The organism is Hyalangium versicolor, from assembly GCF_020103695.1.
GTDB lineage: Bacteria > Myxococcota > Myxococcia > Myxococcales > Myxococcaceae > Hyalangium > Hyalangium versicolor.
Genome location: NZ_JAHXBF010000004.1, coordinates 229,256 through 248,086, shown reverse-complemented (window position 1 = coordinate 248,086; position 18,831 = coordinate 229,256). Strand labels below are relative to the sequence as shown.

The following is an 18,831-nucleotide window of genomic DNA, read 5'->3' as shown; positions in this document are numbered from 1 at the left end:
TATCCCCGTATCATGAAGACATTCTGGAAGCCGAGCCTGTTGGCCGTGTTTGCGTTGATGGTGCCTGCGGGCGAGAGCCTCGCGGGAACCGCAGACCTCACGGTTCTGTATCAGAACTACAATGCCGCCGGACCGAACGACGACATCGTCGAAGCGGGCATCCAGTTGCGCAACAACACCGCTGCCTCCATTCCCCTGAGCAGCATCGTGGTGCGCTACTGGTTCACGAACAACGGCCGGACCGCGACGCCAGCGTGCTGGTGGTGGAAGGCGGCGGACTGCGCGGGCCTCACGGTGACGAGCGGGAGTGTGTCCGCCACGGGAGCGGATCAGTACGTGGAAGTCCGCTTCACCAGTGCCGCAGGGAGCCTGGCGGCGGGAGCGACGACGGTGCCCATCGATCTGGGCATCACGTTTGGTGCCTCCGTCAGCGAGACGGATGACTACTCCTACGGCACGCAGACCGCGCTCGCTGCCTGGAGCAAGATCACCGTGCACGACGCGGGCTCGGCGGCCCTGGGTGGAGTGCGTGGCGGCACGCCTCCCAGCGCGAGTGGTGGTGGAACGGTGTCGGCAGAGTTCTTCGACGACTTCAGCTACTCGAGCGCGGCGGAGGCCGACTTCCAGAACCGGTGGACCTTGCGCTCGTACCAGGGAGCGCCCGGAGTTGGCGGCGCCCAGTGGAAGGCCTCGAACATCTCGGTGGTGAGCGACGGTGGCACGAGCAACCGGTTGATGCGGTTGGTGGCGAGCACGAACGGGACGGCGGGCGGGACGTCGCATTCCGAGGTGCTCTCGAAGGCCCAGAAGTTCCGCTTCGGCACCTACGCGACGCGGTTCCGGTTCAACAACACGCCGCTGAGCGGCTCGCGCCTCCTGGCGGACAAGCCGGTGGAGACCTTCTTCACCATCACGTCCTACAACGATCCCAACTACTCGGAGCAGGACTTCGAGTACCTGCCCAACGGCGGTTGGGGGCAGGGCAACACGAGCACGATGTTCCTGACGTCGTGGGACAAGAACAAGGCGGCGAGCCCGGAGAGCAAGGTCTCGGCGAGCCATGACGGGTGGCACACGCTGGTGTTGCAGGTGTCGTCGGCGGGGACGGTGTACTTCATCGACGGCGTGCAGCGGGCGAGCCATGGCTCGCAGTTCGCACCGGCGATTGGCCAGTACCTGGCCTTCCAGTTGTGGTTCATCGAACTGGATACGAGCAACGGCAGCGCGCGCACCTATTACGAGGATGCGGATTGGATCTACTTCGCGAAGGACGCGTTCCTATCGCCCAACGAGGTGGACGCGAAGGTGTCCAGCTTCCGCGCCGCTTCGATTACGCGCAAGGACACCGTGCCCTGATCTCCGGCAGGAGCAAGCACCTCTCCCCCCGGGCACTACCCCACCTCATGGGACACAGCATGGACGCTTGCTGAGGAAGTACGCACCGTGGCAGCGTCAGGCGATGCTCCGGTGCCCTCCCTCTTCTGCGCGTGCCACATGGATGCTTCAGAGGCTCACAGCGATGAGCCTTATCATCTTCCTCGTCTCATGTAGCACTCCCTCGCATGTAGGGACTGGCCCGTCAGTCCCACAAGAGTTATCCAGGTACGCTCTGGTCATCGAAGAGACGGCAGATGGGCAGGTGATCCATTCCTGGGTCCCTGCCAGCAACTTCGACCTGTCACAGTATGCGTACCGCCCCAGAGCTGGAGGTGCCGAGCGAAGGATCGTCCACGCATCCTTCAGCCGAGACTGCGAGGACGAGCGCGAGCAATGTGAAGAGATGTGCAAGGCGAGTCTCAAAGGCCGCAATTGGTCTCATGCAAGTGCGGGCTCAAAGGCAGAGATATGCCGCAGCCGGTGCAGGCCTGCCTATCTGGATTGCAGCCGGCTCCGTGAGCAAGCCGATGCTGTGAAGTTCCCAGTCACTGACAAAGCAGTGGATTGGCTCAAACGGCATCGCGAGGAGCTCTTGCTGGGGACGGTTATCGTCATCGCAGGGGTAGCCTTCACCGTGGTCATCGTTGGCAGCGCAGGCTCTGCCCTGGTTCTTGTGCCGGCGGTGCTTCTCGTCTCCTCCGAGGTTCCTCCCATGCCCTACGCCGTAGAGAAAGAGCCGTGACGACACTCTCTGAACTGGCGGATGCTCATGAACTCATCGGAATCCGGTGGAGCGGTGGTCCTTCACCCGATGAAAAGCGGACCCTCGAGCTGGCGCGAGACATCCTGGACTTCATTTTCGCCACTGGGCAGAGTCACCGCTTCGAGGATTTTTCGCATCATCTCCAGGAGAGCGTTGAACCTCCCCCGCAGGGCCTGACAGGATTGAGTCTCCGCCTGAAGAGCGCAGCGAGTTTTTTCGAGAGACTCCTTCAGCCGCCAACAACCGCTGGCGAGGCCGCTCGAATCCATGCCATCCTTGAAGCCATCCGCTTCGTTTCTGTGACCAACCAGTACCAAGCCTTGGATGTGTACTTGAAGCATGTGGAGTCTCATGGTCCCCCTTTCGTAGTGGCCTGGTTCGAGACGCCAGGCGAGGCAGAGTTCTGGCTCCAAAACCACCCGCATCCACCCGATCCCGCCAGGATTTTGATTGGGGATCGTTCTCACGACGTGGTTCATGATCGGAAGACGAACATCCGCCGTCTGCCACGGAACCGCGATATCCATGACTATCTCGCGGAGCTCAAGCAAGTGGAGCCGCCCGTTGCCATCGCATCCTTCGCCACACGTGAGGAGGCAATAGCCTGGCTCTGGGAGCAGCCCGAGCCCGCCACGCACGCGTGGGTGTCCATCGCAGGCGAACTCTATCTCGCGGCGTATTACCCCAACATCGGCCATCGAGCCCTCTACCCACTCTCCATGGTCGAGGACGCTGAGGCCTCGGCTTAAGAGCCAGAGGCATCAGCTCAGCCCGTGCGCCGCGAAGACCAGGTACACGCGCGCTCCCGAGGTCTCCGTCCACGCCAGGGAGTCGCGCACGAAGAGCGGAAAGGTGATGTCTGTGGCAGAGCGCCCGCCACGAATTAACGGAAACGGCGCTCGACCGAGTTGGATCGCTCTCGCCAGAAACTCCGAGCAGCAGGTTGGATTCCCGCCGCTTCTACACAGAGCAACCCGCCGCTTTCAAGGCGCCACCCTCTGAGAACGAGGGCTGAGGTACACGCCTGCCCAGGCCGCCCTCCCATGGGTGGCGCGGTAGGGGGCCGTCGCACGCCGGCGCTGCCGCAGATGAATGACCCAAAGCAAGAAGGCCCCGAGTTCGATGTCGAGCCCGAGGCCTTCCTTGTCCCCTAGAGGGGACGCGCACGGTAGTGAACCAGAGCGGTGTCCTGCACCTGCTCGCCGCGACGGCCACGGACCTATGTCTCATTCCCCAATGACGGCTGATGGCCTGACGATCACGGGCCTCCGCGAGCACGACCCCTGCGCGTTTGGGCGTGGAACCTGAGCAAGTCACTCGCCGCTGCGAAAGGAAGGAGTCATTTCAAGGGTTTGGCCGCGGGGCAACGCGAGCTGACCGTGCGGTCCCTGTCCGGTACCTCTATGCCTCCCCAATCGCCGGAGATGGAGCACATGGAATGGTCAACTGAACAGAGGCGCTGGCTCGTGAAAGTCCTTCAACCGGAGAGGACCGTCTCGTCGCTTCCGGGCGGCGGCAAAGTATCTGCCGAGACGTGCGCCGCCTTGCTCGGCCTCGAGCTGGAGACGTACCGCGCCGAGCTCGCTCAGAGCCAGAAGGGCGCAAGAGAAGCCGCACAGGGGCTGCTCGCGGAACCCGAGTTCAGCCGGATGCTGGAAAAACTACCGTTGCGCAAGAGCGCACGCATTGTCACGTTCGGCGACAGTCACACGGCAGATCCTCAATCTTGGGCGGTCATTCTCCAGGAGCTGGTGGCTGCTCAGCGTCCCCATGATGATGTCTCAGTGGCCATCAATGCTGTAGGTGGTGAGACGACCACGCATGGGTTGGTGCGGATAGGGAACGCCCTCATCCAGGAGCCGGATTGGATCATCTTCTTCATCGGCGTGAATGACGCGCGGACTCAAGGCCCGAACGCGGGCAAGACTCTCGTTGACGCCCGTGAGACTGCGCGCAACCTTGAGGAGCTTCGCTCCCGTGCTGCACAGGGGACGCAGGCACGTCGCCTGTGGATGACGCCACCCCCGGTCCTTGAGGATCGCGCGTCGAAGCACTGGGGGCTTTCCCGCTTCGGAGTCCACTTCCGCAACGAGGACGTCCGCCGTGTCGCGGAGGCCATCCGTGCCCTCGAGGAGCCCACGGTCGACCTCTTTGCGGCCTTCGGCGCATCTCCATCGCCTGAGCTCTTCACGGAGGATGGCCTGCACCTCTCGCTTGCCGGTCAGCGAAAGGTCGTCCTTGAGCTCATGCGAACCTGGAGCCGCGTTCAATGACATTCTTGGTGACTGGCGCGACAGGAAATATCGGCTCTCTCGTCACCCATCGCCTCATCAGAGGTGGGCATCGTCCCCGCGTCTTTGTCCGGGATGCAGCCCGAGCACGGGCGCTGTTCGGCGACGAGGTTGACATGCACGTCGGCGACCTGGCCAAGCCAGGCCCCGCTCTACGGAAGGCACTCGCCGGCAGCGACGGCGTGTTTCTCCTCAACAGCGGGCCACGCCTCGCCGGTCGGGACCGAGTCGTCGTTCAGGTCGCTGTGGATGCGGGTGTCAAGCACATGGTGAAGCTCTCGACGCTGGATGTCCGGACCGGGGTGGGGACCGGCCCATGGCACGCGCGCGGCGAGGACGCGGTCCGGCAGAGCGGTATCCCGTACACGTTCATCCAGTCAGCCGCCTTCATGTCGAACGTGCTCGGTTGGGCTCAGTCGATTGCCACGGAGGGGGTCCTCCGTTCCTCTACCGGGCAAGGGAGGATCGCATTCATTCATCCCGACGACCTCGCCGACGTCATCACCCACGCACTCACGACGGGCGAGCACATAGGAGAGTCACGGGTGGTCACCGGACCCGAGGCGCTGAGCTACGCAGCCATGGCGGCCAAGATTGGCGCGGTCATTGGGAAGGAGGTCCGCTACGAGAAGCTCTCAGACGAAGAAGCCCACGAGGCTGCACTCGCATACGGGGGTGGGCGGCAGTATGCGGACGCTCTTGTGGACATCTGGCGTGCCATCCGAGACGGCAGACTGACGACTGTCTCTGACGGCGTTGAGCGGATCCTCGGCCGCAAGCCCCTCGCCTTCGACCGCTGGATCCATCAGAACGCCGAAGCCTTTCAGTGAGGGGTCATGGCCGGTCCAGGTAATGGAGGACCGTCCGGATGACTTCGCCCTTGGCGCGATCAACCGTGAAGGGAGGGCGCGCCTGGGGCACAGCGTGTATCAGCGCCTCGACCAGGTGAGGCAGGACGAACAACATCCGGTCGCCCGTATGCGGGCGGGACGTGCCGAACTCGGGCGATGGAATCACCAGCTCGAATGCTATCTGAAGGGCTTCCTTGAACCCGAGCGAGGAAGCCGGGACTGCGGCGGAGATCATCTCGTGGAGCTCAGGCTCTACGATGTGGGCATCCGCCAGTCCTTCCACCAGGCAGGCCGCAAACTCCTCGATGGTACTCGAGGCGCATTGTGCCACGGCACGTTCCATTCTGTGCTTCACATCCTCCACATGGCGCTCATGAAGGGCGTTGAAGATGGCCTGCTTGTCCGGGAAGTACTGGTACAGAGAGCCGATGCTGACCCCCGCCACCTCCGCAATGCGGTTGGTGGTGACCGCTCCGGCTCCGTGCCTCTTGAGCACTTTGGGGACGGCATCGAGGACGGCCTCCACCGTCTGCCGCGAGCGATCCTGCTGCGGCTGGCGGCGGCTCTGCGTGCTCTGTTCGTTCTTCATTTGAGGACCTGTTCAGGGACTACCACGCCAGGGACAGCTCAAGCCACCGAACGTCAGGCGAACAGGACTTGAAACCATGTCAATACTTGAAAGTACGATCGCTGCACAGTCCTGCCCCACCCACACCCCCCGGCGCTGCTGCACTGCTGGCCGTCCGCGCAACTGCCACAGGCAGCGCCACCGCAGGCCGAGGCCTGGTTGCCGGGCGCGCAGGTGCCGTCATCCTGGCAGTAGCTAGAGCAATTGGACGCGTCACAGGGGTTGGAGGAAGGGCATCCCGCGAGCAAGAGGGCGAGAGGCAGCAGGGCGCTCAGCATCAGCGCCGGGAGCATGGGCGGGCTTGAGGTTGTCATAGGGCTCGCTGAGAGGGAGATGAAACACCCTCTCCATATCTGCCTGCCCTGACATGAAAACCCTCTCACGCGCGCTTCAAGCAATGGATTGGAGGATTTCCCAACCCATACAGTCCGAGTTCAGGCAACGCACGAGCGAGCTCGCCTCGCAGTGCTCGATCCGACGCGAAGCGTCCCCGGGGCCTGGGCGATCCCGCTCGCCGCGAGCGAAACTCCGCGCTTCCCCTGGATCGTCACCATGTTTCAGCGACCGACGGCGCGGTACGCCTGGTGCGGGTGTGCCGGGTTGTTGGGGTAGCGACGCTCCAGCAGGCCCTCCTTCACGAGTGGCCCGAAGTGCTTCTCCGTGAGGTGAGCTGCCTTCTTCCGTCCCAGCACACGGGCGAGCTCCGCCGGTGTCCACCATCGCAGCGAGCAGAGGGACACGATGACCTTGCGAAGTGCCGTGGGCGCCGGGCGTCCACCGAGAGCCGAGATGGCCGCCCGAAGCTGAGAAGGAAGCTGGACCCGCAAGTCACCCGTTTCCCGGGCGAACCCCTCCGTTTTGGAGTCGACACGAGGTTGGCCCGCCTGATGGTTCTGCACGAGGGGTAGGAAGAGTTCGTCGACGATCGACTGGATGCGTGCGGGCTTCAGGGGGCGGAGGTCCATGAGCAGGTCGTGTCGCACCAGGTCGAACGGCATGGCGAGCACCGCTGAGGGGATGCGCTCGAGGGTGAGCTCGCCGCGATCGTGAGCGCGTTGATAGATGATCCGGACACCCGGAAGCCGCTGGGTGTTCATGACCTTGTTGCGGGCCTGCGAGGGGGTGAGGCCGGTGTTGGCCAGCAGCCCCGAGAAGGCGGCCGCCGCGGCGATGGCGAAGAAGCCGGCAAGGGCTTCGCTCAAGGCCGTCAGTTGGGCGATCAGGTCGCTGCGCAGGCCGCCGGTGTCGGGGACGGCGACCGGGTTGCTGTTCCGGTGGTGCCCGAGGGCGGCGAACACGAGCTGGTCCTTGTTGGCCCACCGGCGATACAGCACGGCGATCCCGGTACGAGCGCGTGCGGCAACCGATTCCATGGTCAGGTTCGCGAAGCCGACCTTGACCAGCTCATCCCAGGTCGCGTCGAGGAGCTCGGATTCGAGCTGCTGGCCGCGCCGTCGGTGCCGGACTGGGTTCTGCGTTCCGGTCGTCATGTGCCCACTTTAGAGAGGCTTTACTTTCTTATCAAGGCGCCCATGATAAGAGAGAAATAACCCTCTTCGCCCGGAGACGAACAAATGACCGCGATGCGCGCAGAGCCTGAGACGAAGCTGTCGCCGCAAGTGCGGAACGCGCTGAGGGTGCTGATCGTCGGCGCCGGCCCGACCGGATTGACGCTGGCCTGCGAGCTCGCCCGCAGCGGCGTCTCCTTCCGCCTGATCGAGGCTGCCCCCGGCCCGCAGCCCGGCTCGCGCGGCAAGGGCATCCAGCCGCGCACCCTCGAGGTGTTCGGCGATCTCGGCATCGTCGATCGCGTGATCGCCAACGGCCGGATGGCGATGCCGATCTGTTCGACGGCTCCCGATGGCCGGGTGACGCTGGGAGGCGCCATCCCCGAGGCGTTGAGGGATCGCCCAGACATGCCTTATCCGGCGAGCCTGATCACGCCCGAATGGCGGACCGAAGAAGCGCTGAGGCAGCGGTTGGCGGAGCTCGGCGGCGCGGTCGAGTTTGGCACTGCGCTCAGCCGCTTCGAGCAGTCGGACGAGGGCGTGTCGGCGGTGGTCGTCAAGGACGGCGAGGCCGAGACGGTCACCGCGCGCTGGCTGGTCGGCTGCGACGGCGGCCACAGCCTCGTCCGTCAGCAGGCCGGTATCGCTTTCGAAGGCGAGACCCGCGAGGAGGTGCGGATGATCGTCTCTGATGTCGAGGTCGACGGCCTCGATCGCGACGCCTGGCATATGTGGCGGCATGAGGAGGGCCTGGTCAGCCTCTGCCCACTGCCCTCGACCAACGCCTTCCAATACCAGGCCAGCATCGCGCCGGGACAGGACCCAGAGCTCAGCCTCGCAAACATGCAGGCGATCCTCGAGCGGCGGAGCGGCCGCACCGACGTCCGCCTCCACGGGCCGGAGTGGTCGTCGCTGTGGCGCGCCAACATCCGCCTCGTTGATCGCTATCGCGAGGGTCGCGTGTTCATCGCCGGCGACGCGGCACACATCCATTCGCCTGCCGGCGGCCAGGGGATGAACACCGGCATCCAGGACGCGCACAACCTCGGCTGGAAGCTCGCGGCGGTCGTGAAGGGCGCCTCGCCAGCGCTGCTCGACAGCTACGAGGCCGAGCGGCGACCGGTGGCAGTCGGCGTGCTCGCGCTCTCGAACGCGCGCCTCAAGCAGGCGATCGAGCAGAAGGGCATTGCCGCCCGCCGCGATGCGAGCACGATCCAGCTCGACATCAACTATCGCGGCTCTGCCTTGGCGCGCGACGACCGCGACGAGATGGCCCTGCTGCGCGCTGGCGACCGCGCCCCCGATGCGACCAGGCTGACGACGGTGGAAGGCGAACGCCGGCTGTTCGACCTGACGCGCGGTGGGCGGTTCACGTTACTGAGCTTTGGGGCCACCCCTGCGGTCGAAGCCTCTCCGTTCGACCTCAGGACTCTCCATGTCGTTGGGCAACCGACCGGTCCCAACGACATCGCCGACACGGAAGGCCATCTTGCCAGCGCCTATGGCGCGGCCGACCACACCCTCGTGCTGATCCGTCCCGACGGCTATGTCGCGCTGATCTCCGATGCTGGCGACGTCGCGGCAGTATCGGACTACCTCGCCGCGATCGCATCTACACAACTCCAGGTGGAACCATGAACGGCCAGTTCGATCGATTCTCACCCAATTCCTGGGAGGTGACTGCCCAGCGGGTCGAGGCGATCGGCCGGAACTGTCTCAAGAAGGGGCACAAGGTGAGCTCCCTTACCAGGACGCAGTTGGAGAGTTCCCCCTCCTCCAGGATTTCTCGCTCGTAGGAGAAGAGCTCGTTGCGCAGGTGCACGCCGTCGGAGAACGAGTCCTTGAGGACGCGCATCGGCCGGGATTCCGCGATCCGGTCGGGAATCTCCGCGAAGACGGCGTGCTCCTCGAGGTTGGGATTCAGGCGCGCCGGCCAGGGGACGTAGAAGTCTGGCAATTGAAAGGTTGCTTGGCGTTGACGGAGAAGTTGATCTTCTCCGTGGCGGGACTGGTGTTGGTCTCGGTGGAGAGCAGGTCTCCGTGCAGGAGTTCGGAGGGAAGCGCTTCCTTATACCGAGCCAGCTCCGCATACAGGCCGGGCGCGTCCAACGGCGTCGTCCGAGATGTGCAGCTCCTGGGTGGGAGCGACTGGCTGAGGAGTCGCACACCCGAGGAGCGCGAGCAGGAGCAACCTCACCAGAATAGGGCCCTTGGGGGGCGTCCACGGGCCTTCTATGCTGGGCGCCCACGGGCGGTCTACGCAGGCTGAGGATAGGAGACACATGCCGGCGCTTCGCGCTCCGCATCGACGAAGTGCGCTGCCATACGGGCTGGCAGTGCTGCTCCTTGCGCTGGCCTACGCCCTGCTGGGAATCGCGAGCCTGAAGCTGGCGATCCCTCCTTACCTGGCCACCATCTTCATGCCGTCGGTCGGCGTGGGGCTGGCCGGGATGATGATGGGCGGCTATCGCATGGCGCCCGGGGTCTGGCTCGGTGCCAGCGCCTTGTCCCTGTGGCTCACGTGGAAGCTGCAGGGTCGAGTCTCGCCGCAGCTCATCGTGGTGGCCGTGTTCTCCGGCCTGGCGGCCACGCTTCAGGTCTCCGCGGGCCTCTTCCTCATCCGCAGATTCGTGGGGCGCGAGCCGAAGCTGCAGAAGCTCCGGGAGATCCTCTCCGTCCTGGGGTGGGGAGGGCCAGTCGCCTGTGTCATCAACGCCAGCATCACCACCCTGATGCTCCGCAAGGCAGGCGTCTTTCCTCCGAGCGAGACCCCCATCATCTGGCTGCTCTTCTGGGTGTGCGACACGATCGGCGTCCTGGTGATGCTGCCGCTCACCCTGGCGGTGTGCGGCTGGCCCGCGCAGGCCTGGACGGGACGCCGACACAGCGTGCTGTGGCCCGTGGTGGTGTGCCTGGCTGGGACGATGGTGCTCTTCACCTACGTCGCCCGGTTCGAGCGGAGCCGGCCCCGGACCGAGTTGACGCTTCGGGCCGAGGGCACCGCACGGGTCATCGAGGCCCAGGTGAAGCACTCCCTCCATTCCGCTCTTGCGATGGGACGCTCGCTGGAGCTGGCGGAGCACAATCGGGAGGAGCGGTTTCGAAACTTCGTGCGGGGCGAGCTGTCGCTCCTGCCAGGGCTCGGCATGGTGGCTTGGGCGTCCCGGGTCGTGACTGAGGGAGGCACCGAGTCATTCCCGCTGACCTTCGTGGAGCCCGCCTCGCTGGCTCTGCAACTGCGCGGAAGCGACCTGCTCTCGGAGCCGGTCCGCCGCCAGGCCGTGCTCGCGGCGCTGGCGCGGGATGAGCTGTCCCTCAGCGCGTGGCTGCAACTGCCGGGGCAGCCCGAGACGGAAGGGGCCACGCTCGCCATCCTCCCTCTCCATGATGGCTCCGGACATGTGGACGGCGTGCTCGCGGTGGCCCTGCGGCCGCAGGACATCATCGCCCGCAGCGTCGGGCCCCAGCAGGTGCGCTCGCTCGCCTTCTCCTTCTGGGACATGACGGGCCTGTCGCCTCAGCGACTCGGCGGCTCGGTGGGGCCGCAATCCTGGGAGGAGGAGCCGCTGGTCCGCATACCGCTGGAGGTGGGAGGCCGCCGGTGGGAGCTGCGGGCTCATGCGCTGCCGGGCCCTCTCCGCAGCTTCTCTCACTGGCAACTCTGGGGGCTGATGGTGTCCTGCCTGTTGTTCACGGCGCTCCTCGCGGTGCTGCTGATGGAGCAGGGCGGAGAGAAGACACGCGTGGCCTCCTTGGTGGCCGAGCGCACCGAGACGCTGCACCAGCGCGAGCTGTTCCTCAGCACGGTGCTGCAGTCCGCACTGGACGGCCTGCTCACCCTGGATGAGGAGGGGAGGGTGCACAGCGCGAACCCGGCGGCGTGCCGTCTGCTGGGGCTCACCGGGCCCGAGTGGGAGGGGCGCTCCCTGGTCGAGGTGCTGCCCTCGCTGGACTGGGCCTCGCTGAGCGCCGAGCTGGACGGGCTCTCGAGCCAGTCGCCGGGCCTCAGGCGGGAGACCCACGCTCGGCGCTGGGATGGCACCGAGGTGCCCGTGGAGGTGGCGCTCAGCAATGCCTCGACGAGCGGTCGGCGGACCTACGTGTGCCTGCTGCACGATGTGTCCGAGCGCACGCGTGTCATCCGCATGAAGGATGAGTTTGTGTCCACGGTGAGCCACGAGTTGCGTACCCCGCTCACGTCCATCCTGGGCGCGCTGAGCCTCATCAACCGTGGAGGCATGGGCGAGCAGCCCGATGTGGCGCCTCAGCTGCTCACCATCGCGGAGACCAACGCCCAGCGGCTGCTGCACCTCATCAATGATCTGCTGGATGTGGACAAGATGGAGGCGGGGGAGCTCGCCCTGAGGTGTCGGCCGGCGGAGGTGTCCCCCCTGCTGGCTCGAGCTCAGGAGGAGAACCGCGGCTATGCCGAGCGTTTCCAGGTGACCCTGCGCTTGCTGGTTGCCGAGGGGGCCAGTGCGTGGGCCGAGGTGGACGAGGGTCGCTTCGGCCAGGTGATGAGCAACCTGCTCTCCAACGCGATCAAGTTCTCACCGTCCGGAGGGATGGTGGAGGTGGGGCTGAAGCTGGAGCCGGCCTGGGTGGAGGTGAGCGTGAGGGACCATGGCGCCGGGATTCCGGTGGAGTTCCAGCCGCTGGTGTTCCGCAAGTTCTCCCAGGCGGACAGCTCGGACTCGCGGCGTCAGCGCGGCACGGGCCTGGGTTTGTACCTGACGCGCATGTTGGTGGAGCGCATGCGCGGAGACATCCGCTTCGAGACGGCCCCGGATCAGGGCACCACCTTCTTCGTCCGCTTGCCCCGAATCCCCGCCCCTTAGGGGCAGCCTTCAGCAGTTCGGACTATCCGGACAGCCCAAGCATGGGCCTGCCAGTGGGCAGATTTGAGGTCGACACCTCAGATGACGGAGTGAGTTCGAGTCGGCAGGGCTGTGTTGGGTGCAGATGTGGTGATGTTCGTCCCTCAGTATCCGAGGAGCATGGCCCTTTGATACCTTGTAGGCCGGTCCCATTGCCCAGGGGATGGGGGGCACGATGCTCAATCGGATCTGCCTGATCACCCAGTTCGTCGAGAAGCGGAAGACCGGGTTCGGAATCGCGCGACTCATGATGATGAGCGGCGTGAACGTGCGTTCGTTCGGCCCTCATGACTCGGAGCAACCCGAACCCCTCGCGCGCGTCCAGCAGGCGCTGCCCGAACTGTTGTCGGAGAAGGAGCTCCAGGAGCTCGAACGTTTTCTCGAGGAGGAAGGAAGATGACGCTCTGCATCGGAGTGGGAGTCGGGGATCAATCGGACGCCGTGCTGGCCGTTCGCTCCGCGGTAGAGCAGGCCCGGGCTCAGTTGGGCCGGACACCTCCGCTGGCGGCCTACATCACCTGCACCGTGGACCACGATGCCGCGCAGGTGCACGCCGCCTTCAAGAGCGCGCTGGGAGAGGTGGCTCTGCACGGAGTCACCACCTCGCTGGGAGTCCTCACGCCGGAGGGAGTCCTCAACCCGGGGAGCGGCGCGGTGGCGGTGATGCTCTTTGGCGGCGAGCCCGGGGCTGTCTTCGCCGCTTCCTCTTTGGAGAAGGATGGGCGCCAGGCAGGGGAGGCCGCAGCGAAAGCGCTCGTGCAGCAGGCCGGTGGGAAGCAGCCCAGGCTGATCCTCTTCAACGCCTCGCCCGGTCTGGAGGAGGACATGCTCCAGGGATTGGAGAAGGTTTGCCCTGGAGTGCCCTGCCAGGGCGGAAGCGCCGCGGATCACGCCATCGCTGGACAGTGGCGCGTCTTCACCCGAGAGGGTGTGGCTTTGGAGGGAGTCTCGCTCCTGGGATTCTTCGGCGAGGTGAAGCTCGGCACGGCGTTGTCGACTCCCTACGCCCCCACGGGGATTCGGGCCAAGGCCACGGGCGCCGAGGGGCGCTCTTTGAAGACGCTCGACGGACAGCCGGCCTCGCAGGTGCTGGGAGGTTGGCTCGGGGATGCCATCCAGCGCCAGGTTCGCATGGGTGGCAACATCCTGGCCCAGACCGCGTTGCGCCCCATCGCCGTGCGCCGGACCGCTGGCAAGAAGGACCACTACGTCACCGTGCATCCAGCCCAGATCCACGCGGAGGCGGGGACGGTGGACGTCTTTGCCCGCATCGAGCCGGGGGACGAGGTGTGCTTGATGTCCAGCAGCCCGGAGGCGCTCGTGAGTGAGGTGGCGCATCTCATCGACGTGGCTCTGGAGCAGGGCAACCTCACGACGCGAGACGTGAAGGGGGCAACGCTCATCTTCTGCGCTGGGTGCGCGGGTGCCCTGGGGAATCGCATCAACGAGGGGCTGCGCTCCTTCCATCGTCTGCTGCCGGGGGTTCCCATGTTGGGGCTGTGTACCTTCGGCGAGCAGGGCTACATCCCGGAATTGGGGAACGTGCACCAGGATCTGTCTCTGTGTCTCACCCTGTTTGCCTGAGCTTCGGTTGGAAGCTCGCGTCCCCCCTGGCTCCGACGGATGAGGACCTCGCCCCCGCGCTCTGACTGGCTCTGGAGTTTTCTCCTCCCCCTGTTGCTGCTGGGCGTGTCCGCAGTGGTCCGCTCCACCGCGCTGCTGGTGTTCGTAGGAGGAGTGGGGCTCATCTTCCAGTTTCTCCGGGGACGCCGCCTCCGCCGCCGGGCCTTCGAAGAGATCGCCGAGCAGATCGGCCGCAATCGCGAGCGGCTCGAGGAGAACGAAGAGCGCTTCCAGACGCTGATCGAACGCTCGCCCGATGCCATCTTCATCCACTGGAACGGCCAGGTGGTGTTCACCAACGCGGCGGCGGCCGCGCTGTTGGGGTACGAGCGGGCCGTGGAGCTCCAGGGCCGGCAGATCGACGCGTGGGTGCTACCCGAAGAGCTCTCGTTGCTGACAGGCCCTGAGGAAGAGGGCGTGCCTCGCGAGATCCGCTGGTTGCACCGCTCGGGCCGGCAGGTGTTGGGAGAGGTCGTCACCTTCACCGTGATCTTCGAGCGGCAGAGGGTCCGGGTGTCCATCGTGCGCGACATCACCGAGCGCAAGCAGATGCAGGACAAGCTGAACTCCGCCGACCGCATGGCCTCGCTGGGGACCATGGCGGCGGGTGTGGCTCACGAGATCAACAACCCTCTGTCCTTCATGCTGAGCAACGTGCGCTTCGTTCGGGACGAACTGCGAGAGTTCGCCGAGGTGGCGGATGCTCGGACGCAGGAGCGTCTCCGCGAAGTGCAGGAGGCACTGGAGGAGACGCTCACGGGAGGCGATCGGGTCAGTGACATCGTGCGCGACCTGAGGACCTTCTCGCGAGGGGATGAAGGGAGGGGAGGGCCCGTGGATGTCCACGCGGTGTTGGACCTGTGCGCGAACATCGCTCGGAACCAGCTCCGCCACCGTGCCCGTCTGGTGAAGGACTACGGTGAGCTGCCTCCCATCCACGCCAGCGAGTCCCGGCTAGCGCAGCTCTTCCTGAACCTCATCGTCAATGCCGCGCAGGCCATCCCCGAGGGAGAGGACGTGAACGCTCACGAGGTGCGCATCACCACGAGGCGCGCGGAGGGAGGGATCGAGGTGGCGATCAAGGACACCGGTGTGGGCATTGCACCGGAGAACCGGCACCGGCTGTTCGATCCCTTCTTCACCACCAAGCCCGTGGGGGTGGGCACGGGACTGGGCCTGTCCATTGTTCATGGAATCGTCTCGGGCCTGGGCGGGCACATCTCCGTTGAGAGCGAGCCAGGCCGTGGCAGCACCTTCCGGGTCTTCCTGCCCATCGGCGGGGAGTGAACACGCCCTGTTGGCGGTCCTTTATCGAGGCACTGCAGATTCTCTGCATCATTTTTCCCCTCGCTGGCTCTCCCGTTAGTGCAACGGGGGCGAGTGTCTCCCGCCATTGAGGGGGTACTTTCATGAACGGACGAGCCATCATGGGTCTGGCCATCTGCGCGGCCGGCATCTTCTTCACCTTCATCGTCAACACCGGCTACATCTGGTACGGCGCCATCATCTGGGGCGGAATCATGGCTGTCCGCGGGCTCTCCTCCGGGGACGACAGCTAAGCCCTGGAGCGCCATGGGCTGCTGAATGCGTCTCATCTCCCCGTGTGTCTGGGGATGCGGAGACGGAAGGTGGTGCCTTCGGAATGCGAGGAGTGGACGTCCACGTCCCCGCCGTGGGCCCGAGCGATGTGGTCCACGATGTACAGGCCCAGGCCCACGCTTCGGCTGGCGCTGCTTCGGGTGACACCTCGCTGCATCGGCTGGAACAGGCGCGCGCGGAGTTCGGGGGAGATGGGCTCCCCCTCGTTGTGGACTTCGAGCGTCACGAAGTCCCCTTCGCCCCGTGTCCTCACCGTCACGGGCGTGGCCTCGGGGCTGTAGCGCAGGGCATTCACCACGAGGTTGTCCACCGCCTGGGACAGGCGATCCGGGTCCCACTCTCCCTCGCTGTCGCCCTCGTGGTGCGTGCGGATCTGCCGGCCGGGATGAACGGTCTCTGCCTCCTCGACGACCTGTTGGACGAGCTCGCTGAGGGCCACGGACTTTCGCTCCAGCCGCAGGCCCCCTCCCATTCGCGCCTGGGTGAAGTCGAGCAGGTCTCGAATCATCCGCGCCGCGCGCTCGCCCGAGGTCTGGATGCGCAGGATCGACTTGAGGACACGGTCGTCCAGGTCTTCCCGCCGCAAGAGGTTGCTTGCCGCCAGGAGGATGGCGCTGAGCGGATTGCGCAGATCATGGCTCACGATGCCGATGAGCTGCTGCTCGAACTCGACGCGTGCGCGGAGTTCCTCCTCGGCGCGCTTGCGGTCGGCCTTCTCCCGCGCTTCGCGCAGCGCGCGTTGGATGCTTGGGACCAGACGCTCCAGCCTGTTCTTGAGGACGTAGTCCGTCGCCCCCCGCTTGAGCAGCTCGATGGCTCGCTCCTCGCCCAGCGCTCCCGAGACGAAGAGGAAGGGCACATCGGGGTGGGCGCTCTGCGACAGGGAGAGCGCCGTCTCTCCGTCGAAGCCGGGGACGGTGTAGTCGGAGAGGATGATGTCATGGCGACCCTCACCGAGGGCTCTCTGGAAGCTCACCTGTCCCGTTACCCGCGTCAGCTCGAAGTCGAGCGCGGCCTCTTCGAGCTGGGCCTCGATGAGCTGTTCGTCCTGGGGGCTGTCTTCCAACAGGAGGATGCGCAGCGGCCCGCGCCTGGCTGCTGTCATGAGGCCGTTTCCTGCTTCTGCTGAGAAGCCCCAGAGCTGGGCAGCGTGAAGTGGAACGTGGCGCCCTCGCCGGGGCTGCTCTCGGCCCACACGCGGCCCCCATGGCGCTGCACGACGCGCCGCACGTTCGCCAGCCCGATGCCTGTGCCTTCGAACTCCTCGGCCGAGTGGAGCCGCTGAAAGACACCGAAGAGCTTGTCGACGTACTGCATCTCGAAGCCCACCCCGTTGTCTCGCACGATGACTTCCTGCTCTCCGGGAATCATGCGGGCGGAGATCTCGATGACGGCCTCGGGCCGGGGCCGGCTGTACTTGAGGGCATTGGACAGCAGGTTCCTGAAGACGAGCCGCAGCAGCGCCGCGTCCGCCTGGACCTCGGGCAAGCGCTCCACCTTCCACGTCACCCGGCGGCCCTCCATGTCGGGCAGGAGCTCTCGCCGCACCTCGTCCACCAGCGTGTTCAAGGGGACCGTCGCCAGCCGCATCTGCGCGCGCGACATGCGGCTGAAGTCGAGCAGGTCGTCCACGAGCTGCCCTCCTTTCTGCGCCGCCTCCGAGATGGTCTTCAAGTACCCCTGGGACTTGGCGTCGAGCGCTGCCCGGGCCCGCTTGTCCAGGAGTTGAGCGAAGCCGGTGATGTGGCGCAGCGGGGCGCGCAGGTCATGGGAGACCGAGTAGCTGAAGGCCTCCAGCTCCCGGTTGCTCTCCTCCAACTGCCGGGTGCGCTCCTCCACCCGCTTCTCGAGGGTGGCGTTGAGCTCGCGGATCTGTGCCTCCGCCGCCTTCTGCTCGGTCACATTGAAGAAGGAGGTCACCACGCCTCCGCTCGAACCTGGCTCGGGCCCTGGTAGCGGCAAGGCGTTGATGGCGAGCCACACGAGGGTGCCATCCGGCCGGTGGATTCCCAGCACCTTGCCCAGCTGGGGCCTGCCGGTCCGCAGAGCCACCATGGGGGGATGCTCTTCTCCAGGAAAGGGTCTGCCGTCTTCACGGATGGCGCGCCAGCGTGGATCCGACGAGGTGCGGCCTGCCATCTGCTCCGGGCCTACGCCCAGCAGGCGCTCCGCGGCGCTGTTCGAGAAGTGAATCCGCCCGTCCGTGTCCTGCATGGTGATGCCTTCGGCCAGCGACGCGAGGATCGTGCGCAGCAGGGCCTCGCTCTCGCTCAGGGCCTGCTGAGCGCGCTGCTGCTCGATGGCGGCTGCCAGCTCCCGGACCACGGCCTCGAAGAACGCCTGGTACTTCTCATCGAACCTCAAGCGCGGGCTGATGCCGAGCACGAGCACGCCGCCGGTGGGGTGGGCCGGAGAACGTCGGAGCGGCAGGACCATGGCCGAGCGTGTCGGCTCAGGCCACGGGCCCGTGTGGCTCCGCTCCAGCAGCGCCTCGACGTCATCCACCTTCGCCGCCGCGCCCGACGCGAACACCTGCTCCGCCAGGGCTCGCAGCGACTCGGGCAGCGAGTCCAGCCCGGGATGGGTTACAGGCTCCAGCCCGTGCGTGGAGGCGTTCCACAGGTACAGCACGACGAAGGGCAGGTCCTGCGCGTTTCCCCGGAAGGCGGCGCTGGCCTCGTCCAGCACCGCAGCCTGGGTGGTGGCCCTGGGGGCGATGGCGCGCAGCGTGGCGAGCCTCCGCTCCGCGATCACCTCCTCCGTCACCTCCGTCACAGGCTGCAGGAAGCCGTTGATCTGGCCGTCGTCATCCCGGAGCGGAACGAAGGAGAACGTGAAGTACGCCTCCTCCGTGAAGCCGTGACGCGTGACGGGGATGAGCGTCTTGTGGACCTGGATGACTTCACCCTGATCCAACACCCGCCGCATCCATGGATAGATGGTGGGGTAGGTGTCCGGCCAGCAGTCGCGGTAGGGAGCGCCCAGGTATCGGGGATGCCGCGGGCCCATGATGACGGAGTAGCCCGCGTTGTAGATCTGGGTCTGGTCGGGCCCCCAGAAGATGATCGCGGGCGTGGGCAGCCGCAGGATCATGTCGGTGTAGCCCTGGAGCCGCAGGGGCCACGAATCAGGAGGGCCAAGCCCCGAGGCCGACCAGTCATGCTGGCGGATGCGTTCGCCCATCTCTCCGCAACCTTCGAGGAACCCCGGAACGCCACTACCCAAGATGTATGGCTCCTGCTCGCGTGCGTCGAGCGGCTCGACACTTCCTTCTTGTGTATCTGGAGCCCCCCTGATTCCGAAGTCCCTCGAGG

At 65.8% G+C, this 18,831-nt stretch carries 15 protein-coding genes and 1 pseudogene; 11 read left to right on the top strand and 5 right to left on the bottom strand.

Annotation, left to right across the window (positions count from 1 at the left end; genetic code table 11):
* The first annotated feature begins 12 nt into the window (after positions 1-12).
* From KY501_RS10390 to KY501_RS10370, 5 genes are all read left to right on the top strand, one after another.
* A complete protein-coding gene (locus KY501_RS10390) occupies positions 13-1,356 on the top strand; it encodes a cellulose binding domain-containing protein (RefSeq protein ID WP_224362622.1) in 1,344 nt (447 codons plus the stop codon).
* A 553-nt stretch (positions 1,357-1,909) separates the two neighbouring features.
* Positions 1,910-2,119 carry a hypothetical protein gene (locus KY501_RS10385; RefSeq protein ID WP_224362620.1) on the top strand — a complete coding sequence of 70 codons (210 nt, stop codon included), beginning with the start codon at positions 1,910-1,912 and terminating at the stop codon, positions 2,117-2,119.
* Entirely contained in the window at positions 2,116-2,889 is a 774-nt protein-coding gene (locus tag KY501_RS10380; RefSeq protein WP_224362618.1) for a hypothetical protein, read from the top strand. Before KY501_RS10385 ends, KY501_RS10380 begins: the two co-directional genes overlap by 4 nt.
* A gap of 603 nt (positions 2,890-3,492) precedes the next feature.
* Complete coding sequence (locus KY501_RS10375; protein WP_224362617.1) at positions 3,493-4,413, top strand: SGNH/GDSL hydrolase family protein; 921 nt, start codon at positions 3,493-3,495, stop codon at positions 4,411-4,413.
* On the top strand, positions 4,410-5,261 hold the full coding sequence (locus tag KY501_RS10370) for an NmrA family NAD(P)-binding protein (protein ID WP_224362615.1): 852 nt from the start codon (positions 4,410-4,412) through the stop codon (positions 5,259-5,261). Before KY501_RS10375 ends, KY501_RS10370 begins: the two co-directional genes overlap by 4 nt.
* A 4-nt stretch (positions 5,262-5,265) precedes the next feature.
* On the opposite strand, the gene KY501_RS10365 is transcribed toward KY501_RS10370, so the two are convergent.
* Together KY501_RS10365 and KY501_RS10360 are read right to left on the bottom strand one after the other, a co-directional pair.
* On the bottom strand, positions 5,266-5,871 hold the full coding sequence (locus KY501_RS10365) for a TetR/AcrR family transcriptional regulator (RefSeq protein ID WP_224362614.1): 606 nt from the start codon (positions 5,869-5,871) through the stop codon (positions 5,266-5,268).
* A gap of 596 nt (positions 5,872-6,467) precedes the next feature.
* A complete protein-coding gene (locus KY501_RS10360; RefSeq protein WP_224362612.1) occupies positions 6,468-7,400 on the bottom strand; it encodes a TetR/AcrR family transcriptional regulator in 933 nt (310 codons plus the stop codon).
* Between the two features lie 84 nt (positions 7,401-7,484).
* Between KY501_RS10360 and KY501_RS10355 the strand changes: the two genes are divergently transcribed.
* On the top strand, positions 7,485-9,056 hold the full coding sequence (locus tag KY501_RS10355; RefSeq protein ID WP_224362610.1) for an FAD-dependent oxidoreductase: 1,572 nt from the start codon (positions 7,485-7,487) through the stop codon (positions 9,054-9,056).
* A gap of 100 nt (positions 9,057-9,156) precedes the next feature.
* On the opposite strand, the pseudogene KY501_RS54255 reads toward KY501_RS10355, so the two are convergent.
* A pseudogene (locus tag KY501_RS54255) lies at positions 9,157-9,333 on the bottom strand (terpene synthase family protein); the annotation flags it as partial.
* A 367-nt stretch (positions 9,334-9,700) separates the two neighbouring features.
* Here KY501_RS54255 and KY501_RS10345 point away from each other — a divergent pair.
* The 5 genes from KY501_RS10345 to KY501_RS10325 all read left to right on the top strand — a co-directional run bounded on the left by KY501_RS10345 (position 9,701) and on the right by KY501_RS10325 (position 15,477).
* Positions 9,701-12,256 carry an ATP-binding protein gene (locus KY501_RS10345; RefSeq protein ID WP_224362608.1) on the top strand — a complete coding sequence of 852 codons (2,556 nt, stop codon included), beginning with the start codon at positions 9,701-9,703 and terminating at the stop codon, positions 12,254-12,256.
* Positions 12,257-12,470: 214 nt separating this feature from the next.
* On the top strand, positions 12,471-12,695 hold the full coding sequence (locus KY501_RS10340; protein ID WP_224362607.1) for a hypothetical protein: 225 nt from the start codon (positions 12,471-12,473) through the stop codon (positions 12,693-12,695).
* Complete coding sequence (locus tag KY501_RS10335; protein WP_224362605.1) at positions 12,692-13,879, top strand: FIST signal transduction protein; 1,188 nt, start codon at positions 12,692-12,694, stop codon at positions 13,877-13,879. The genes KY501_RS10340 and KY501_RS10335 overlap by 4 nt, the downstream gene beginning before the upstream one ends.
* Before the next feature lie 39 nt (positions 13,880-13,918).
* A complete protein-coding gene (locus KY501_RS10330) occupies positions 13,919-15,205 on the top strand; it encodes a sensor histidine kinase (RefSeq protein WP_224362603.1) in 1,287 nt (428 codons plus the stop codon).
* A gap of 122 nt (positions 15,206-15,327) precedes the next feature.
* Positions 15,328-15,477: a hypothetical protein gene (locus KY501_RS10325; RefSeq protein ID WP_224362601.1), complete on the top strand. Its 150-nt coding sequence runs from the start codon at positions 15,328-15,330 to the stop codon at positions 15,475-15,477.
* Between the two features lie 32 nt (positions 15,478-15,509).
* Here the strand turns inward: KY501_RS10325 and KY501_RS10320 are convergent, their stop codons facing one another.
* Together KY501_RS10320 and KY501_RS10315 are read right to left on the bottom strand one after the other, a co-directional pair.
* Positions 15,510-16,622 (bottom strand): hybrid sensor histidine kinase/response regulator, encoded by a 1,113-nt coding sequence (locus tag KY501_RS10320; RefSeq protein ID WP_224362600.1) that lies wholly within the window; start codon positions 16,620-16,622, stop codon positions 15,510-15,512.
* Positions 16,619-18,700, bottom strand: coding sequence for an ATP-binding protein (locus KY501_RS10315; RefSeq protein WP_224362599.1), 2,082 nt, complete (start codon positions 18,698-18,700; stop codon positions 16,619-16,621). Before KY501_RS10315 ends, KY501_RS10320 begins: the two co-directional genes overlap by 4 nt.
* Between the last annotated feature and the right edge of the window lie 131 nt (positions 18,701-18,831).

Bases quoted from the DNA above. Each gene is read 5' to 3' on its own strand.
- KY501_RS10355 (WP_224362610.1), top strand. From the start codon at position 7,485: ATGACCGCGATGCGCGCAGAGCCTGAGACGAAGCTGTCGCCGCAAGTG.
- KY501_RS10335 (WP_224362605.1), top strand. From the start codon at position 12,692: ATGACGCTCTGCATCGGAGTGGGAGTCGGGGATCAATCGGACGCCGTG.
- KY501_RS10365 (WP_224362614.1), bottom strand. From the start codon at position 5,871: ATGAAGAACGAACAGAGCACGCAGAGCCGCCGCCAGCCGCAGCAGGAT.
- KY501_RS10315 (WP_224362599.1), bottom strand. From the start codon at position 18,700: ATGGGCGAACGCATCCGCCAGCATGACTGGTCGGCCTCGGGGCTTGGC.
- KY501_RS10390 (WP_224362622.1), top strand. From the start codon at position 13: ATGAAGACATTCTGGAAGCCGAGCCTGTTGGCCGTGTTTGCGTTGATG.
- KY501_RS10320 (WP_224362600.1), bottom strand. From the start codon at position 16,622: ATGACAGCAGCCAGGCGCGGGCCGCTGCGCATCCTCCTGTTGGAAGAC.
- KY501_RS10340 (WP_224362607.1), top strand. From the start codon at position 12,471: ATGCTCAATCGGATCTGCCTGATCACCCAGTTCGTCGAGAAGCGGAAG.
- KY501_RS10370 (WP_224362615.1), top strand. From the start codon at position 4,410: ATGACATTCTTGGTGACTGGCGCGACAGGAAATATCGGCTCTCTCGTC.
- KY501_RS10360 (WP_224362612.1), bottom strand. From the start codon at position 7,400: ATGACGACCGGAACGCAGAACCCAGTCCGGCACCGACGGCGCGGCCAG.
- KY501_RS10325 (WP_224362601.1), top strand. From the start codon at position 15,328: ATGAACGGACGAGCCATCATGGGTCTGGCCATCTGCGCGGCCGGCATC.
- KY501_RS10330 (WP_224362603.1), top strand. From the start codon at position 13,919: ATGAGGACCTCGCCCCCGCGCTCTGACTGGCTCTGGAGTTTTCTCCTC.
- KY501_RS10345 (WP_224362608.1), top strand. From the start codon at position 9,701: ATGCCGGCGCTTCGCGCTCCGCATCGACGAAGTGCGCTGCCATACGGG.